Below are 15,246 nucleotides of genomic sequence, written 5' to 3'. Positions count from 1 at the left end.
GGGACCGACCGCGACGGGGGAGGAACGCCCATGGGGATCGCCATCTGCGTGTTCTGCGCGTCCAGCAGCCGGGTCGACCCGGCGCACGTGGAGCTGGCCGCGCAGGCCGGCGCCGAGCTGGCGCGGCGCGGGCACAGCCTGGTCAGCGGCGGCGCGCAGGTGTCGTGCATGGGCGCGGTCGCGCGGGCCGCGCGCGAGGGCGGCGCGCGCACCGTCGGGGTGATCCCGCAGGCGCTGGTCAGCGTGGAGATCTCCGACGAGGCCAGCGACGAGCTGGTCGTCACCCCCGACATGCGCAGCCGCAAGGGCGAGATGGACCGGCGCAGCGACGCCTTCCTGGTGCTGCCCGGCGGCATCGGCACGCTGGAGGAGCTGTTCGAGATCTGGACGGCCCGGGTGCTCGGCATGCACGACAAGCCGCTGGTCGTCTTGGACCCGACCGGGGTGTACGACCCGCTGCGCGAGCTGATGACGGGCCTGGTCGAGCAGGGCCTGGCCCGCGCGAAGATCTTCGATGCGATCGGCTGGACGGCGTCGGTCCCCGAGGCGTTCGATCTGCTGGAGCGCCCCCGGCCGCCGCTGGAGCCGACGGCCGAGGACTACGCCGAAGCCAAGCCGTAAATCGGCGATTCCTCCCGGAAAAAGCGAGTGTGTCCTGGGGGTTTTTCGGCGGGACGGGGGTCGTTCACACGGGGTTCAAGGAGACGGACCAGGCTCCGGCGTGATCCGACCTTGAAGGAGTACCCCCATGTCCGTCTCCCGACGCGGAGTGATGAAGGGCGGCGCCGCCGGCGCCCTGTCGATCGCGCTGGCCGGCAGCCTCGACTCGATCTTCCAGACGTCCGCCGGCGCCGACGTCGGTGAGGCCTACGGATACGGGCCGCTCGTCGCCGACCCCAAGGGCGTGCTGGACCTGCCGAAGGGCTTCTCCTACCGGGAGCTGTCCAAGGAGGGGGACCCGATCGGCAACGGCGTCGTCGTGCCGGGCCACCACGACGGCACCGCCACCTTCCCCGGCAGCCGCCCGTTCCGCACCCGCCTGGTGCGCAACCACGAGCAGAGCAACAACGGCACCCGCGCCGTCGCCGGCCCCGAGCTGACCTACGACCCGGCCGCCAACGGCGGGACGACGACGCTGGAGGTCGACCACGAGGGCCGGCTGCTGTCGCAGTACGTCAGCCTCGCGGGCACCGCCGTCAACTGCGCCGGCGGCCGCACCCCGTGGGGGACCTGGCTGACCTGCGAGGAGACCGAGGGCTTCACCGGCCAGACCAAGTCGCACGGCTGGGTCTTCGAGGTCGACCCCAAGGGCCGCCGCACCAGGCCCGAGCCGCTGACGGCGCTCGGCCGGTTCGCGCACGAGGCCGTCGCGATCGACCCGCACACCCACATCGCGTACCTGACCGAGGACGCCGCCAAGCCGTTCGGGCTGTTCTACCGGTTCCGCCCGCGCGCGCACCGCGGCGAGTACCACTCCTACCAGGCGGGCGGCCAGCTCGACGCCATGTACATCCCGGACGTCCCGGACCTGTCGACGGTCCAGGAGCCCGGCACCCGGCTCAAGGTGAAGTGGCTGCCGGTCCCCGACCCGTCGGCCGCCGCCACCTCCACCCGCAAGCAGTTCGACAAGATCACCCGGAGCCAGAAGCTCGAGGGCGCCTGGTGGGGCCACGGCAAGGCCTACTTCGTCGCCAGCTTCTCCAAGACCGCCAGCGGCGCCGCCGCCGACCACGCCGGCCAGGTCTGGGTGTACGACCCGCGCCACGAGACCATCGAGCTGGAGCTGATCTTCAAGCCGGGCGGCCGCTTCGACGGCCCCGACAACATCACCGTCTCGCCCTACGGCGGCGGCGTGATGCTGGCCGAGGACGGCGACGGCGAGCAGCACCTGATCGGCACCACCCGGGCCAACAAGCCGTTCGCGATGGCGCGCAACGCCTTCAACGACAGCGAGTTCACCGGCGTGACGTTCTCGCCCGACGGCCGCGTCCTGTTCGCCAACCGGCAGGAGGGGCCCGGCGTGACCTTCGCGATCACCGGCCCCTGGCACCGCCTGCGCGGCTGACCGGAGGCGCCCGCGAGCCCGTCCCCGGCGCGGGGGACGGGCTCGTTCGCGTCCGGGCGGCCGGTCGGATGCGGCTTCATGACCTTGGCCGTGGCACGATCGTCTTGCGGAGACGCATACAGGTGGAGACGCAGGCAGAAGGAGCCGATCGTGGTCGTGGTCTTCGTCCTGGCGGGGCTGGCCGTGCTGGGCGCCGTCGTGGCCCTCGCCATGGGCAAGGGCGGCGAGCTGGCCGGCATCCAGCCCGACCACGTGCCGCTGCCGCCGTTCAGCGGGCGGCCGCTGACCGGCGCGGAGGCGGCGGAGCTGCGGCCGCCGCACTCGCTGTGGGGCTACAACCCGGCCTTCACCGACGAGGCGATGCGGCGCATGGCGTACTCCCTCGCCGAGCGCGACGCGCAGGTGACCGCGCTGGAGCGGCAGCTCGCCGAGCTGCGCGCCGGCGGGCGGGAGGAACCGCCGCCGCTGCCGTGGGACGAGCCGGTCGAGCTGACCAAGGTGGAACGCGAGGAGGACGAATGAGCCGGGTGGCCGTGCACGCCGAGGCGAGCGGCCCGGCGTCCGCCGAGCGGGTGTTCGCGGTGCTGACCGACTGGCCCCGGCACGACGAGTGGATGCCGTTCACCCGCGCCGAGGGCGGCCGGGGGCACGGCGCGGAGGTGCGGGGGTGGACCGGCGTCGGCCCGCTGGGGTTCCTCGACACCATGGTCATCACCGACTGGCGGCCGGGCCGCCGGGTCGCGGTCCGCCACACCGGGCGCGTGGTGCGCGGCGAGGCGTGGTTCCGGGTCGAGCCGCTGCCGGACGGCGGCAGCCGCATCGTGTGGGCCGAGCTGGTCGAGCTGCCGCTCGGGCCGCTCGGACGGGCCGGCTGGCTGGTCGCCGGGCCGGTCGTGCGGGCTTTCATGGGGCTCGGGCTGCGGCGCCTCAGCCGCCTCGCGGCGCGTTCTGTCGGTGGCGTGCGGTAGGAACGGCGGGTGAGCATCGCGATCGTCGGCGAGGACGGGCTGGGCCGCTGCCCGTGGGGGCTGTCGGCCCCCGAATACGTGGCCTATCACGACGAGGAGTGGGGCTGCCCGGTCCGCGACGACCAGGGCCTGTACGAGCGGCTCTGCCTGGAGGCGTTCCAGTCGGGCCTGTCGTGGCTGACGATCCTGCGCAAACGCGAGGGGTTCCGCGCCGCGTTCGCCGGGTTCGACATGGCGAAGGTCGCCGCGTTCGGCCCTGACGACGTGGCCCGGCTGATGGACGACGCCGCGATCGTCCGCAACCGCGCCAAGATCGCCGCGGCGATCGGCAACGCCCGCGCGGCGCTGGAGCTGCCGGGCGGGCTCGCCGCGACGATCTGGAAGTACGCCGACCCCGGCGCGCCCGCGCCGGAGAGCCTGGCCGACGTCCCGGCGTCCACGCCCGCCTCCACGGCGCTGGCCAAGGAGCTGAAGGGGCACGGTTTCCGGTTCGTCGGCCCGACCACCGCCTACGCGCTGATGCAGGCGTGCGGGCTGGTCGACGACCACCTCACCGGCTGCCACCGGCGCGGCGCCTGCCGCTGAGGGGCGCCCTAGGGCGCCGGGCTCACCACCTTGCCGTCCCGGACGTCCAGGATGGGGGCGGGGTAGCCGCGCCGCCTCTCGGCGGGCAGCTCCCAGGGGCGGTGCACGAGCGGGGCCGCCACGCCCGCCAGCTCCGGGATGCAGGCGCGGACGTAGGCGCCGTCCGGGTCGAACCGGGCGGCCTGCCGCAGCGGGTTCAGCACCCGGTTCGGGCGGGTGTCGTGCCCGGTGCCGGCGACCCACTGCCAGTTGCCCGCGTCGTTCGGCAGGTCGCCGTCCACCAGCAGCGCGTCGAAGTGCGCCAGCCCGGCCCGCCAGTCGATCAGCAGGTTCCGGGTCAGGAACGACGCGGTGATCATCCGGGCCCGGTTGTGCATCCGGCCCTCGCGCAGGAGCCGGCGCATCCCGGCGTCCACGATCGGGAAGCCGGTGCGGCCCTCGCGCCAGGCGGCCAGGGCGTCGGCGTCGTCGTGCCAGGGGGCGCGGCGCGGCCGGTAGTCGGTGTGCCCGAGGCCGGGGAAGGCGGCGGTGGCCTGGTAGAAGAAGTCGCGCCAGGCGAGCTGGCGGGCGAACGGCTCGCCGTCGTCGCGGCGCGCGGCCGCCGCCACCTCCAGCGGCGAAACGCAGCCGAAGCGCAGGTAGGGGCCGAGCCGCGAGGTGCGGTCCGCCGCCAGGTCGTCGTCGCCGTAATGGGCCAGGCCGTCGCGCAGCCAGGCGCGCAGCCGCCGGCGGCCCGCCGTCTCGCCGCCCTCGGGCGGTTCGGGGGAGGCGCCCGCGGCGAACCGCTCCGCGATCGCCTCCAGCGCGGCGCCGTCGGACAGGTCGACCGGCTGGAGGCGGCGCGGCGCCGGGGCCGGGGAGCGCCACGGGGCAGCGCTCCACGCCTTCCAGTACGGCGAGAACACCCGGTAGTGGTCGCCGCCCGCCGGGGTGACCGCGCCGGGCGGCACGACCGTGACGCCCGGATGCGTCTCGACCCCGACGCGCTCCCCGGCCGCCAGCCGCTCCAGCCGGGCGAGGCGGCGGGCGGCGTACCGGCTGACGTCGCCGGCCAGGAAGATCTTCTCGGCGCCGGCCTCCCGGGCCGCGCGCACCGCCTCCTCGGCCGGGTCGCCGTGCCGCAGCAGCAGCCCGCCGCCGAGGCCGCGCAGCGTCGCGCGCAGGTCGGCCAGCGCGTCCACCAGGAAGCGGGCGCGGTTGGGCGAGCGGGCCAGCAGGGCGTCGTCGAACACGAACAGCGGGACGACGCGGCGCGCGCGGCACGCGGCGGCGAGGGCGGGGTTGTCGCGCACCCGCAGGTCGCGGGTGAACAGCATGACCGAGGTGTCCATCGGCCGGTATTCGCGGCCGGACCCGCCTCCGGTTGCAACCGGCACGCGATCCGCCCGCGATTTCCCTGAGGGGCCTAGGGTTTGCCCGGCGGGGAGGTGGCACGGTGACCGGTATGGGGCTCGGGGTCGGCGCGGTCGCGCGCCGGCTCGGCGTCGCGCCCTCGACGCTGCGCACCTGGGAGCGCCGCTACCGGATCGCGCCGAGCCGGCACACCGCCGGCGGCCACCGCCGCTACGACGAGACCGACGTGGCCCGCCTGGAGCTGATGCAGCGGCTCATCCTCGGCGGCGTCCCGCCGGAGGAGGCCGCCCGCGCGGCGCGCGCCGCCGGACCCGGCGAGCTGGCCGCGCCGCCCGCGCCGCCGGCCGCGGCCGTCCCGGCGGGGGAGGCGCCCGCGGTCCGGGCGCTGGTGCGGGCCGCGGCGGCGATGGACGCCGCCGCGATGCGGCGGCTCGTCCGGGACGCGCTGGACCGCGACGGCGTCGCGGGCGCCTGGCCGGGGCTGCTCGCCCCGGCGCTGATCGAGATCGGCGCGCGGCAGGCCGCGGGCGGAGTCCCGGTCGAGGTGGAGCACCTGCTGTCGGACTGCGTGCTGGGCGCGCTCGCCGCGGTGGCCGCGGCGGCGGGGCCGCCGGTGACGACCCGGCCGGTGCTGCTCGCCTGCGCCCCCGAGGAGCAGCACAGCCTGCCGGTGCAGGCGCTCGGCGCCGGGCTCGCGCAGGAGGGCCTGGAGGTGCGGGTGCTCGGCGCCCGGGTGCCCTATCCGGCGCTCGCGGGCGCGATCCGCCGCACCGGCCCGGCGGCGGTGTTCGTCTGGTCGTCGACGGCGGAGACCGGCGATCCCCGGCCGCTGGCGGACCTGCCGGGCACCCGCCCGGCGCTGCGGCTGATCGTCGGCGGGCCCGGCTGGGCGGACGGCGCCCTGCCCGCCGGGACGCGCCGGGTGCGCACCTACGCCGGCGCCGTCGCCGCGGCCCGCGCCGCCCTCGGCCTGGACTGATCTCCCTGCTCATTGCCCCGCGTGGGTTGCGCGCGCCCGCGAACCGGACTATGAACAAGTTTTGAAGAGGTTTTCGGCGGGGGGAACGCGATGGAGCGGCGGGCGGCCACGACGGCCACAGCGGGCGCGGCGCGGCGGCTCGCGCGCGGCGAGGAGGACGCGCTCGCCGAGTGCCAGGCCGCGCTCGGCCCGGCGCTGCGCCGCTTCCTGCGCCACCGGGTGCCGCCCGACCTGGTCGACGACGTGATCCAGTCGGTGCTGCTGGAACTGTGGCGCTGCCGGGACCGGTTCGACCCGGACCGCGGCCTGGAGGCGTGGGCGCTCACCATCGCCCGCCGCCGCGCCGTCGACCACCTGCGCGCGCTGCCGCCGCCGGCGCTGCCGCTCACCGCGGCGACCGAGCGCCCCGCGCCGGACGCCGCCGACCGGATCGCCCGCCGCCAGGACGTGCGGCGGGCGCTCGCCGCGCTGCCCGCGGCGCAGCGCGAGGCGCTCGTGCTCGCCTACTACGGGGACCTCGGCCAGCGGGAGATCGCGCGGCGGCTCGGCGCCCCGCTCGGCACCGTCAAGGCGCGCACGGCGCGCGGCCTGCGCCGCCTCGGCGTCCTGCTCGGGGCCTGAGCCGCCTTCACGACAGGGGGAGACCATGCTCATCCAGCCGATCCCGCGGCAGGCCGTGCCGCGGCCGAAGGTGGCGGTGTCCAGCTGCCTGCTCGGCGAACCGGTCCGCTACAACGGCGGCCACAGCCGCCACCGCTTCCTCACCGACGAACTGGCCGGGTACGTCGACTGGGTCCAGGTCTGCCCGGAGATGGAGATCGGGCTCGGCGCGCCCCGGCCCACGCTGCGGCTGACCACCGACACCGGCGAGCCCCGCCTCACCACCAAGGACCGGGCGCACGACCACACCGCCGCCATGACGGAGCTGGCCGAGCGGCGCGCGGCGGCGCTGCCGGACCTGGACGGCTGGGTGCTGAAGTCCCGCTCGCCGAGCTGCGGCCCGCGCGGGGTGTCGCGCTACCGCAAGGACATGCCGGTCGACCGGCGCGGCGCCGGGATCTTCGCGGCCCGCCTGGCCGAGCTGCGCCCGGCCCTGCCGATCGAGGAGGACGGGCGGCTGAACGACCCGGTGCTGCGCACCCACTTCCTCACCCGGATCTTCGCCCACGCCCGGCTGCGCGCGCTGTTCGAGGGGGACTGGGCGCCGCGCGACCTGGTCGCCTTCCACTCCGCGCACAAGCTGCAGATGCTGGCGCACGACCCGGAGGGCTACCGGGCGGCGGGGCGGATCGTGGCGCGGGCGGGCGACCGGCCCCGGGCCGAGCTGGCGGCCGACTACACCGAGGTCTTCGCCGCCGCGTTCGCGCACCGGCCCCCGCGCGGCCGGCACGTGAACGCGCTGATGCACGTCTACAGCCCGATGAGCCGGGTGCTGGACGACGCCCGCCGCCACGACATCACCGGCGTCATCGAGGCGTACGGGCGGGGCGAGGTGCCGCTGGAGGTCCCGATGGCCCTGCTGCGGCACCACGCCCGGGGCGAGGACATCGCCTACCTGGACGCCCAGACCTACTTCGAGCCCTTCCCGGCGGCCCTCGCGCCCCGCTAGCGGCCCTCGAAGACCGGCTGCTCCTTCTTCAGGAACGCCTCGGTGGCGTTGCGGTGGTCGGCGGTGCGGGCCAGCTCGTCCTGCAGCACGGCCTCCTGCTCCAGCGCGGCGGGCAGGTCGCTCGTCGCGGCGTGGTTCAGGGCGGCTTTGACGGCGGCGTAGGAGGCGGTCGGGCCCGCCGCGAGCCGCTGGGCGAGCCGCAGCGCCGCCGCGGGCAGCTCGTCCGCCGGCACGACCTCGGTGATCAGCCCGAGCTCCAGCGCCCGCGGCGCCTTGACGGGCTCGGCGAGCAGCAGCAGCTCGGCGGCCTTGGCGCGGCCGGCCAGGCGCTGCAGCGTCCACGACAGGCCGCTGTCGGGCGCCAGGCCGATCCTGGTGAAGGCGGTGGCGAACGAGGCCTTCTCCGAGGCCACCACGAGGTCGCAGGCGAGCGCCAGCGACATCCCGGCCCCGGCCGCGACGCCGTTCACGCCCGCCACCACCGGCTTGGCCATCGTGGCGATGGTCTCCACGATCGGGTTGTAGTGCTCGCGCACCGTGCCGTTCAGGCCCCGGCCCGCCGCGAGGTGGTCGGCGTGGGTGCGCAGGTCCTGGCCCGCGCAGAACGCCCGTCCCTCCCCGGTCAGCAGCACCGCGCGGGCGCCCTGGTCGGCCGCCGCCCGCTCCACCGCCGCCCGCAGCGCGACCTTCATCTCGTCGGTCAGCGAGTTCATCGCCTCCGGCCGGTTCAATGTGATGATCGCCACATCGCCGGCCAGGTCGTACCGCACGCTCTCAGACACCGTTGTCCTCGCAATCTGTTCGGGACGCTCCCCGGCAACGATCGGCGAAACGGGGTGCGCCGGGCAAGTGCCGCACCCCCCGCGCGTCCGGGAACGGCGTGGCAGGAGGCCGGTGCAGGCCCTGTTCGCCCGATCTGGATGCTGATCGTTACCACTTCGCGCCCGGAACACGAGATAATGGACCACTACTGATGACGCGGATGCGACAGGCGGCCACGCGGCCAACGGTGCCCGGAGGCCCCACGCGGCCCTAGGCAGGAAGGGGATGCACGCATGGCGGCGATGAAGCCGCGGACGGGAGACGGTCCGCTCGAAGTGACCAAGGAGGGGCGCGGCATCGTCATGCGGGTCCCGCTGGAGGGCGGCGGCCGTCTGGTGGTCGAGCTGACCCCTGATGAGGCCAAGGACCTCGGCGACGCCCTCAAGCAGGTCGTGGGCTGACGGCCTCGTGCCCTAGGACGCGGTGCAGGTCCCGGCGAGCCCGGGACCCGCGCCGCCCACGCTGAACCGCAACACCACCGGGGGGACCACCGACCATGCCGATCGAGACGCGGGTGCGCGCCGCCGACGGACGCCTCTCGCAGGTGCCCGCGGAGGTCTACGCGGTACCGGTCCGCTCCGGCCCGGCGGCCCCCGCCGCCGAGATCGCCGCGGAGCTGCCGTTCACCCTGGACGAGCTGCTCGGCCTGCACAAGGCCAAGGGCGAGCCCGGCGAGATCGTCTCCACCCCCGTCCGGGTCGGCGGGGAGATCCGCGAGCTGCTGCTGTACGGCGTCGGCGACGCCGGACCCGCGGACCTGCGCAAGGCGGGCGCGGCGGTCGCCAGGCGCGGCAAGGGCCGCGCCTCCCTCGCGGCCGGGGTGCCGGACGGCGACCTGGCCGCCTTCGTCGAAGGCGCGTTGCTCGCCTCCTACACCTTCACAGTGTCTTCCCGGCACGGAGCTGGCGGTTCTCCGCCCGACAAGGGCCCGCTCGGTGAGCTGATCGTGCTGACCGAGGCCGGCCCCGCCGCCGGTGAGCAGGCCCTCGCGCGCGGCGTCGCCCGCGCCGGCGCCACCGCCCTGGCCCGCGACCTCGCCAACACCCCGTCGGGCGAGAAGGACCCGTCCTGGCTGGCCGAGCGGGCTTCGCGGCTCGCCGGCGGCGCCGGGCTGACGGTCCGGGTGCGCGACGAGAAGGAGCTCGCCGAGGGCGGCTTCGGCGGCCTGCTGGCGGTCGGCGCCGGCTCGCCCCGCCCGCCCCGGCTGATCGAGATCTCCTATGACCCGGGCGACGCCGACCGGCACGTCGTGCTCGTCGGCAAGGGCATCACCTTCGACAGCGGCGGCCTGTCCCTGAAGCCCAACGACAACATGAAGCTCATGAAGACCGACATGGCGGGCGGCGGCGTCGTCATCGCGGTCATGGGTGCGTTGCGCGACCTCGGCGTCCGGGCGAAGGTCACCGGGCTGGTCGCGGCGGCGGAGAACATGCCGTCGGGCTCGTCGATGCGGCCCGGCGACGTGATCACGCACTTCGGCGGCACCACCTCCGAGGTCCTCAACACCGACGCCGAGGGCCGGCTGGTGCTGGGCGACGCGCTCGCCTACGCCGACGCCGAGCTGGACCCCGACGTGATCGTGGATGTGGCGACGCTGACCGGCGCCGCCAAGGTCGCGCTCGGTCTGCGGCACGGCGCGCTGTTCGCCAACGACGACGCCCTCGCCGACGCGCTCACCGAGGCCGGCCGCGCCGCGGGCGAGCCGCTCTGGCGGCTGCCGCTGGTGGAGGACTACCGCGCCGCGATCGACTCCGACGTGGCCGACATCAACAACATCGGCCGCGGCGGCTACGGCGGTGGCGCGATCACCGCCGCGCTGTTCCTGCGCGAGTTCGTCGGCGATCGCGCCTGGGCGCACCTGGACATCGCCGGCCCCGGCCGCGCCACCGGCGACGACGCCGAGATCACCAAGGGCGCCACCGGCTTCGGCGCCCGCCTCCTGCTGGACTGGCTGAGCGGCACCGCCTGACCTGCCTGGAAACGGCCCCCGCGCCATCGCGGGGGCTTTTTTCGTTCCCCGACCAATCCGCGCCGGCGGCCGCTCCGAATAGCGGTCATGAGGAACGAGGGAGAGCGGCCCGGCCTGCTGATCGCGGCGCTGGCCGGCGTGCTCGCCGGCGCGGTCGCGCTCGGTGTCGCCGAATTGGCCGCCGCCTTCGTCCGGCCGCAGGCCGCGCCGCTCATCGCGGTGGGCGGCGCCGGGATCGACCTGACGCCCGAGTGGCTGAAGCACTTCGCCATCCGCGCCTTCGGCACCCACGACAAGCAGGTGCTGCTCGGCGGCCTGGCCGCGGGCGCGGCCGTCTTCGCGGCGCTGTTCGGCGTGGCGGGACGGTTCCGCCGTGCCGCGGGCGCCGCGGGGTTCGCCGCCTTCGGGCTGCTCGGCGCCGTCGCGGCGCTGACCAGGCCGGTCGCCGGGCCGGCGGACACGGTCCCGGTGCTGCTCGGCATGATCGCCGGGATCGCGGCCCTGTTCCTGCTGCTCTCCCTCGCCCCGGCGGCCGGGGTACGCGGCGTGGACAGTGACGCGGGCCGTCGCGTGTTCCTGGCCGCCGCGGGCGGGGCGGCGGCGGTGGCGGCGTCGGCCGGGACGCTCGGGCGGGTGCTGACCTCCCGGCGCGACGTCGCCGCCGCCCGCCGCGCCGTCAGGCTGCCGGCCGCCGCCAAGCCCGCGCCGCCGCTGCCGGCGGGCGCCGACCTGCGCGTCCCGGGCCTCACCCCGTTCGTCACCCCGAACAAGGACTTCTACCGCGTCGACACCAACCTGGTGCTGCCGCAGGTCGATCCGGAGCAGTGGACGCTGCGCGTGCACGGCCTGGTCGACCGGCCGTTCGAGATCTCCTTCGCCGAGTTGCTGCGGCGCCCGCTGGAGGAGCACGACATCACGCTGACCTGCGTGTCCAACGAGGTCGGCGGCCCCTACGCCGGGCAGGCCCGCTGGCTGGGGGTGCCGCTCGCCGGGCTGCTGCGCGAGGCGGGGGTGCGCGCGGGCGCCGACCAGGTCTTCAGCCGGTCCGCCGACGGGTTCACCGTCAGCACCCCGCTGCCGGCCGTCCTGGACGGCCGGGACGCGCTGCTCGCGGTCGGCATGAACGGCGAGCCGCTGCCCGTCGCGCACGGCTTCCCGGCCCGGCTCGTCGTGCCCGGCCTGTACGGCTACGTGTCGGCGACCAAGTGGGTCGTCGACCTCAAGGTCTCCCGCTTCGCCGACGACCGGGCGTACTGGACCCGGCGGGACTGGGCCGACCACGCCCCGATCAAGACGATGGCCCGGATCGACCTGCCGAAGGCGTTCGCGAACATCAAGGCGGGCCGGGTCCCGATCGCCGGGGTCGCCTGGGCGCAGCACCGGGGCATCGACGCGGTCGAGGTGCGGGTGGACGACGGCCCCTGGCGGCGCGCCCGGCTCGCACCGGTCCCCAATACCGACACCTGGCGGCAGTGGTTCCTGGAATGGGACGCCGCCCCCGGCAACCACCGGATCGAGGCGCGTGCCATCGACGGCACCGGCGCGGTCCAGACCTCTCAACGTGCCGAGCCCTTCCCCTCCGGGGCCTCGGGCCGGCACTCCACCGTGGTCACGATCACGTGACCCGGCACTACGGAACAAAGGAAACGATCATGAAGATGCGCACGCTCGGCTCCGGCCTCCTCGCCACCGGCCTCGCCCTCGGCCTGGCCGCCTGCGGCGGCGGCGACGACAAGTCCGATTCCGCGGCGCCGCCGGCCTCGTCGTCCGCGGCGGCGCCCGCGAGCGGCCCGGCGGCGACCGGCCCGTTCGGCCCGGCCTGCTCCTCGGTGCCGGCCTCGGGCAAGGGCAGCTTCGCCGGCATGGCGCAGGACCCGGTGGCGACCGCCGCGTCCAACAACCCGGCGCTGTCCACGCTCGTCACCGCCGTCAAGAAGGCGGGCCTGGCCGACACGCTGAACTCGGCGGCCGGCATCACCGTGTTCGCGCCGACCAACGACGCGTTCGCCAAGATCCCCAAGAAGGACCTGGACGCGGTGCTCGCCGACAAGAAGAAGCTGACGAGCATCCTCACCTACCACGTGGTGCCCGGGAAGCAGGCCCCGAGCGCCCTGGCCAACGGCGACTTCAAGTCATTGCAGGGCGGGCAGGTCATGACCTCCGGTTCCGGCGAGTCCTACAAGGTCAACGACACCGCCAACGTGGTCTGCGGGAACGTGCCGACGCGCAACGCGACCGTCTACATCATCGACTCGGTCCTGATGCCGAAGTGACCCGATGAGCGGTTCGCCACCAATCCGTGCAGGCACCCGGCTACGAATGGCTCCTGTGGACCTACCGCACGCGCGCGACACCCGGTTCCGCGGCCCCGGCCGCGGGACCGGCCCCGAGGACGATCTGGCCGGGCTCGTCGGCCGGGTCGCCCGGGGCGACGAGAGCGCCTTCGCCGAACTGTACGAGCACGTCTCGGGGCCGGTCTACGGGCTCGTCCTGCGGGTCCTGCGCGACCCGGCGCAGGCCGAGGAGGTCGCCCAGGAGGTGCTGGTCGAGGTGTGGCGCACCGCGTCGCGGTTCGACCCCGGCCGGGGCGGCGCGCTGGCCTGGACGATGACCATGGCGCACCGCCGCGCGGTGGACCGGGTCCGCTCGGCGCAGGCCGCCTCGGACCGGGAGGAGCGCGCCTACCGCGCGGACGTCCCGGCGTTCGACGAGGTCACCGAGCAGGCCGAGGCGCGGATGGAGGCCGAGCGGGTCCGCCGCTGCCTCGGCGGCCTCACGGAACTGCAGCGGGAATCGGTGACGCTGGCCTACTACGGTGGTTACACCTACCGTGAGGTGGCCGAACTGCTCGGCGCCTCGCTGGGCACCGTGAAGACGAGGATGCGCGACGGGCTGATCCGGATGCGCGACTGCCTGGGGGTGAACCGGTGACGCAGCCTTCGCACACCGTGCACACCCTTTCGGGCACCTATGCCCTGAACGCGCTCGACCCGGAGGAGCGCCGCGAGTTCGAGGCGCATCTCGCCGAATGCGACACCTGCGCGCAGGAGGTCCGGGAACTGCGCGAGACCACGGCGCGGCTCGGCGCCGCCGCGGCGGGCCGGGCGCCCGACGGCCTGCGCGCGAAGGTGCTCGCCGAGGCCGCCCGCACCCGCCAGGCGCCGCCCCGCCTGGAGGCGCGGCCCGCCGCCCGCCGCCCCGGCCCGGCGCTGCTCGGCCTCGCCGCGGCCGCCTGCCTGGTGATCATGCTGGCGCTCGGCGTGGCCGCCTACCGCGCCGACCAGCGCGCCGACCGGGTCCAGGCGCAGCGCGACGAGGTGTACTCGGTGCTCGCCGCGCCCGACGCCCGCGCCGCCACCGGGCCCGTCAGCACGGGCGGGCGCGGCACCGTCGTGGTGTCGCGGCAGCGCGACAGGGCCGTGGTGGTGATGGCGGGCCTCGCCCGGGCGCCGTCCGCGCGGACCTACGAGCTGTGGCTGATGGGGGAGGGCGAGCCGAAGCCGGCCGGGACGATGACGACCGCGTCCGCGCCGGTGGTGATCCAGCGCGTCGGCCGGGCCACCCAGATCGGGATCACCGTGGAGCCTGCGGGCGGGTCGGCGGCGCCGACCGGCGCACCGGTCTTCGCGGTCGAGTTGCCCGCTTGACCTGGGATTACTTGCTGCGGCGGTCCACGACGGGGACGGGGCGCCGCTGCCGGATCTGCTTGACCAGCTCGGGCAGCGTGACGTCCCAGCCGGGCCGCACCGCGAAGCACCACCGCGACGCCTGCGCCGCGCCCTCGGGCAGTGCGGCCGTCGGCGGCACGTCGCTCAGCGTCAGCGCGATCAGCAGCGGCCGGTCCGCGGTGCGGGCCAGCTCGGTCAGCTCGTCCGACCGCAGGAACACCAGGTAGTCCTGCTCGCCGCCCTTGCGCCGCCCCGGCACGCCGCGCCGCAGCGCCGCCAGCGACGCAACCTCGTCCCACGGCAGGACGCGGTCGGCGCGGCGCGGCAGCGGCCAGCGCGCCGGGCGCCGCACCCCGCCGGCGTCCAGCACCAGCACCGGGCGGCGCGCCGCCATCCCGCCGAGCGACACCAGCGCCGCCGTCCCGAACAGCGCCACCCCGACCACGCCGAGCAGCACGAACGCGGCGCTGCCGAGGCCGAAGCCGCGCAGCACCCCGCCCGAGACGAACCCCGCCGACGCCAGCGCCAGGATCGCGCAGGCCAGCACCTGCCCGGCGGCGCGCCACGTCGGCCGCGTCCGCACCTCGAACTCCTGGACGGGCGGCGCCTGGTTCACCGGTCGCGCTTGACGGCGCAGAGCAGCCCGTCGCCGACCGGCAGCAGCATCGGCACCAGCCGCTCGTCGTCGCGGATCATCCGGCCGACCTCGCGGATCGCCTCGGTCTCGGGGTCGCGGTGCCCGGGGTCGGCGACCCGGTCGCCGAACAGCGCGTTGTCGAACGCCACCACGCCGCCCGGCCGCAGCAGCCGCAGCGCCGCCGTCAGGTACTCGGGGTACTCGTGCTTGGCCGCGTCGCAGAACACCATGTCGTAGGCGCCGTCGGTGAGCCGCGGCAGCACCTCCAGCGCCCGGCCGACGATCATCCGGGTGCGGGACGCGCTGAGACCGGCCTCGCGGTAGGCCATCTTGGCCAGCCGCTGGTTCTCGTGGTCGACGTCGACGCTGGTCAGCACCGCGTCCCGGGCCATGCCGCGCAGCAGCCAGATGCCCGACACCCCGCACCCCGAGCCGATCTCCACGACCGTGCGGGCGTTCAGCATGGTCGCCAGGAACCGCAGCGCGGCACCGCCGGCCGCGCCGATCGGCGTCGCGCCGACGTCCTCGCCCCAGCGCCTCGCGGTGAGGAGCGGTTCGTCTTCGGGGAGGAATTCCTCCACGTAGGCCCGG

18 protein-coding genes are annotated in these 15,246 nt (G+C 75.6%); 14 read left to right on the top strand and 4 right to left on the bottom strand.

What is annotated here, in order from left to right:
• Nucleotides 1-30 precede the first annotated feature (30 nt).
• The 5 genes from ACRB68_RS08390 to ACRB68_RS08370 all read left to right on the top strand — a co-directional run bounded on the left by ACRB68_RS08390 (nt 31) and on the right by ACRB68_RS08370 (nt 3,618).
• Complete coding sequence (locus tag ACRB68_RS08390) at nt 31-621, top strand: LOG family protein (RefSeq protein ID WP_153531517.1); 591 nt, start codon at nt 31-33, stop codon at nt 619-621.
• 127 nt (nt 622-748) lie between these two features.
• Entirely contained in the window at nt 749-2,065 is a 1,317-nt protein-coding gene (locus ACRB68_RS08385) for an alkaline phosphatase PhoX (protein ID WP_153531516.1), read from the top strand.
• A 150-nt stretch (nt 2,066-2,215) separates the two neighbouring features.
• Nucleotides 2,216-2,587 (top strand): hypothetical protein, encoded by a 372-nt coding sequence (locus tag ACRB68_RS08380; protein WP_153531515.1) that lies wholly within the window; start codon nt 2,216-2,218, stop codon nt 2,585-2,587.
• Complete coding sequence (locus ACRB68_RS08375) at nt 2,584-3,033, top strand: SRPBCC family protein (RefSeq protein WP_153531514.1); 450 nt, start codon at nt 2,584-2,586, stop codon at nt 3,031-3,033. The genes ACRB68_RS08380 and ACRB68_RS08375 overlap by 4 nt, the downstream gene beginning before the upstream one ends.
• 9 nt (nt 3,034-3,042) lie before the next feature.
• Nucleotides 3,043-3,618, top strand: a complete 576-nt coding sequence (locus tag ACRB68_RS08370; RefSeq protein ID WP_328593929.1) for a DNA-3-methyladenine glycosylase I — start codon at nt 3,043-3,045, stop codon at nt 3,616-3,618.
• Nucleotides 3,619-3,626: 8 nt separating this feature from the next.
• On the opposite strand, the gene ACRB68_RS08365 is transcribed toward ACRB68_RS08370, so the two are convergent.
• The gene (locus ACRB68_RS08365) at nt 3,627-4,949 is read right to left on the bottom strand and encodes a cryptochrome/photolyase family protein (protein WP_153531513.1); all 1,323 of its coding nucleotides are present in this window, start codon (nt 4,947-4,949) and stop codon (nt 3,627-3,629) included.
• 113 nt (nt 4,950-5,062) lie between these two features.
• Between ACRB68_RS08365 and ACRB68_RS08360 the strand changes: the two genes are divergently transcribed.
• The 3 genes from ACRB68_RS08360 (at nt 5,063) to ACRB68_RS08350 (ending at nt 7,559) form a co-directional block, all read left to right on the top strand.
• Entirely contained in the window at nt 5,063-5,950 is an 888-nt protein-coding gene (locus tag ACRB68_RS08360; protein ID WP_153532447.1) for a MerR family transcriptional regulator, read from the top strand.
• 90 nt (nt 5,951-6,040) lie between these two features.
• Nucleotides 6,041-6,571 (top strand): RNA polymerase sigma factor, encoded by a 531-nt coding sequence (locus ACRB68_RS08355; protein WP_153531512.1) that lies wholly within the window; start codon nt 6,041-6,043, stop codon nt 6,569-6,571.
• A gap of 25 nt (nt 6,572-6,596) precedes the next feature.
• Nucleotides 6,597-7,559, top strand: a complete 963-nt coding sequence (locus ACRB68_RS08350) for a YbgA family protein (RefSeq protein ID WP_153531511.1) — start codon at nt 6,597-6,599, stop codon at nt 7,557-7,559.
• On the opposite strand, the gene ACRB68_RS08345 is transcribed toward ACRB68_RS08350, so the two are convergent.
• Complete coding sequence (locus ACRB68_RS08345) at nt 7,556-8,341, bottom strand: enoyl-CoA hydratase-related protein (protein ID WP_328593928.1); 786 nt, start codon at nt 8,339-8,341, stop codon at nt 7,556-7,558. The two genes, ACRB68_RS08350 and ACRB68_RS08345, sit on opposite strands and share 4 nt — an antisense overlap.
• A gap of 273 nt (nt 8,342-8,614) precedes the next feature.
• Here ACRB68_RS08345 and ACRB68_RS08340 point away from each other — a divergent pair, with 273 nt between their 5' ends.
• The 6 genes from ACRB68_RS08340 (at nt 8,615) to ACRB68_RS08315 (ending at nt 13,997) form a co-directional block, all read left to right on the top strand.
• Entirely contained in the window at nt 8,615-8,782 is a 168-nt protein-coding gene (locus ACRB68_RS08340) for a DUF3117 domain-containing protein (protein WP_153531510.1), read from the top strand.
• A gap of 95 nt (nt 8,783-8,877) precedes the next feature.
• The gene (locus tag ACRB68_RS08335; protein WP_153531509.1) at nt 8,878-10,350 is read left to right on the top strand and encodes a leucyl aminopeptidase; all 1,473 of its coding nucleotides are present in this window, start codon (nt 8,878-8,880) and stop codon (nt 10,348-10,350) included.
• An 87-nt stretch (nt 10,351-10,437) separates the two neighbouring features.
• Nucleotides 10,438-11,973, top strand: coding sequence for a molybdopterin-dependent oxidoreductase (locus ACRB68_RS08330; protein ID WP_153531508.1), 1,536 nt, complete (start codon nt 10,438-10,440; stop codon nt 11,971-11,973).
• A gap of 29 nt (nt 11,974-12,002) precedes the next feature.
• The gene (locus tag ACRB68_RS08325; RefSeq protein WP_153531507.1) at nt 12,003-12,623 is read left to right on the top strand and encodes a fasciclin domain-containing protein; all 621 of its coding nucleotides are present in this window, start codon (nt 12,003-12,005) and stop codon (nt 12,621-12,623) included.
• A gap of 124 nt (nt 12,624-12,747) precedes the next feature.
• Nucleotides 12,748-13,281 carry a sigma-70 family RNA polymerase sigma factor gene (locus tag ACRB68_RS08320; RefSeq protein ID WP_235959190.1) on the top strand — a complete coding sequence of 178 codons (534 nt, stop codon included), beginning with the start codon at nt 12,748-12,750 and terminating at the stop codon, nt 13,279-13,281.
• On the top strand, nt 13,278-13,997 hold the full coding sequence (locus ACRB68_RS08315) for an anti-sigma factor (protein WP_328593927.1): 720 nt from the start codon (nt 13,278-13,280) through the stop codon (nt 13,995-13,997). The genes ACRB68_RS08320 and ACRB68_RS08315 overlap by 4 nt, the downstream gene beginning before the upstream one ends.
• Before the next feature lie 7 nt (nt 13,998-14,004).
• Here ACRB68_RS08315 and ACRB68_RS08310 read toward each other — a convergent pair whose 3' ends face one another.
• Together ACRB68_RS08310 and ACRB68_RS08305 are read right to left on the bottom strand one after the other, a co-directional pair.
• Nucleotides 14,005-14,634, bottom strand: coding sequence for a hypothetical protein (locus ACRB68_RS08310; RefSeq protein WP_328593926.1), 630 nt, complete (start codon nt 14,632-14,634; stop codon nt 14,005-14,007).
• On the bottom strand, nt 14,631-15,236 hold the full coding sequence (locus ACRB68_RS08305) for an O-methyltransferase (protein ID WP_328593925.1): 606 nt from the start codon (nt 15,234-15,236) through the stop codon (nt 14,631-14,633). The genes ACRB68_RS08310 and ACRB68_RS08305 overlap by 4 nt, the downstream gene beginning before the upstream one ends.
• Between the last annotated feature and the right edge of the window lie 10 nt (nt 15,237-15,246).

Origin of the sequence: Actinomadura macrotermitis, from assembly GCF_009604375.1 — a bacterium.
GTDB lineage: Bacteria > Actinomycetota > Actinomycetes > Streptosporangiales > Streptosporangiaceae > Spirillospora > Spirillospora macrotermitis.
The sequence above is the reverse complement of the archived record's forward strand: the minus strand, read 5'-3'. Positions and strand labels throughout refer to the sequence as shown.

What these genes read in the sequence shown, in the direction of transcription:
- ACRB68_RS08390 (WP_153531517.1), top strand. Translation starts at nt 31, where the DNA reads ATGGGGATCGCCATCTGCGTGTTCTGCGCGTCCAGCAGCCGGGTCGAC.
- ACRB68_RS08385 (WP_153531516.1), top strand. Translation starts at nt 749, where the DNA reads ATGTCCGTCTCCCGACGCGGAGTGATGAAGGGCGGCGCCGCCGGCGCC.
- ACRB68_RS08375 (WP_153531514.1), top strand. Translation starts at nt 2,584, where the DNA reads ATGAGCCGGGTGGCCGTGCACGCCGAGGCGAGCGGCCCGGCGTCCGCC.
- ACRB68_RS08365 (WP_153531513.1), bottom strand. Translation starts at nt 4,949, where the DNA reads ATGGACACCTCGGTCATGCTGTTCACCCGCGACCTGCGGGTGCGCGAC.
- ACRB68_RS08360 (WP_153532447.1), top strand. Translation starts at nt 5,063, where the DNA reads ATGGGGCTCGGGGTCGGCGCGGTCGCGCGCCGGCTCGGCGTCGCGCCC.
- ACRB68_RS08355 (WP_153531512.1), top strand. Translation starts at nt 6,041, where the DNA reads ATGGAGCGGCGGGCGGCCACGACGGCCACAGCGGGCGCGGCGCGGCGG.
- ACRB68_RS08350 (WP_153531511.1), top strand. Translation starts at nt 6,597, where the DNA reads ATGCTCATCCAGCCGATCCCGCGGCAGGCCGTGCCGCGGCCGAAGGTG.
- ACRB68_RS08340 (WP_153531510.1), top strand. Translation starts at nt 8,615, where the DNA reads ATGGCGGCGATGAAGCCGCGGACGGGAGACGGTCCGCTCGAAGTGACC.
- ACRB68_RS08335 (WP_153531509.1), top strand. Translation starts at nt 8,878, where the DNA reads ATGCCGATCGAGACGCGGGTGCGCGCCGCCGACGGACGCCTCTCGCAG.
- ACRB68_RS08330 (WP_153531508.1), top strand. Translation starts at nt 10,438, where the DNA reads ATGAGGAACGAGGGAGAGCGGCCCGGCCTGCTGATCGCGGCGCTGGCC.
- ACRB68_RS08325 (WP_153531507.1), top strand. Translation starts at nt 12,003, where the DNA reads ATGAAGATGCGCACGCTCGGCTCCGGCCTCCTCGCCACCGGCCTCGCC.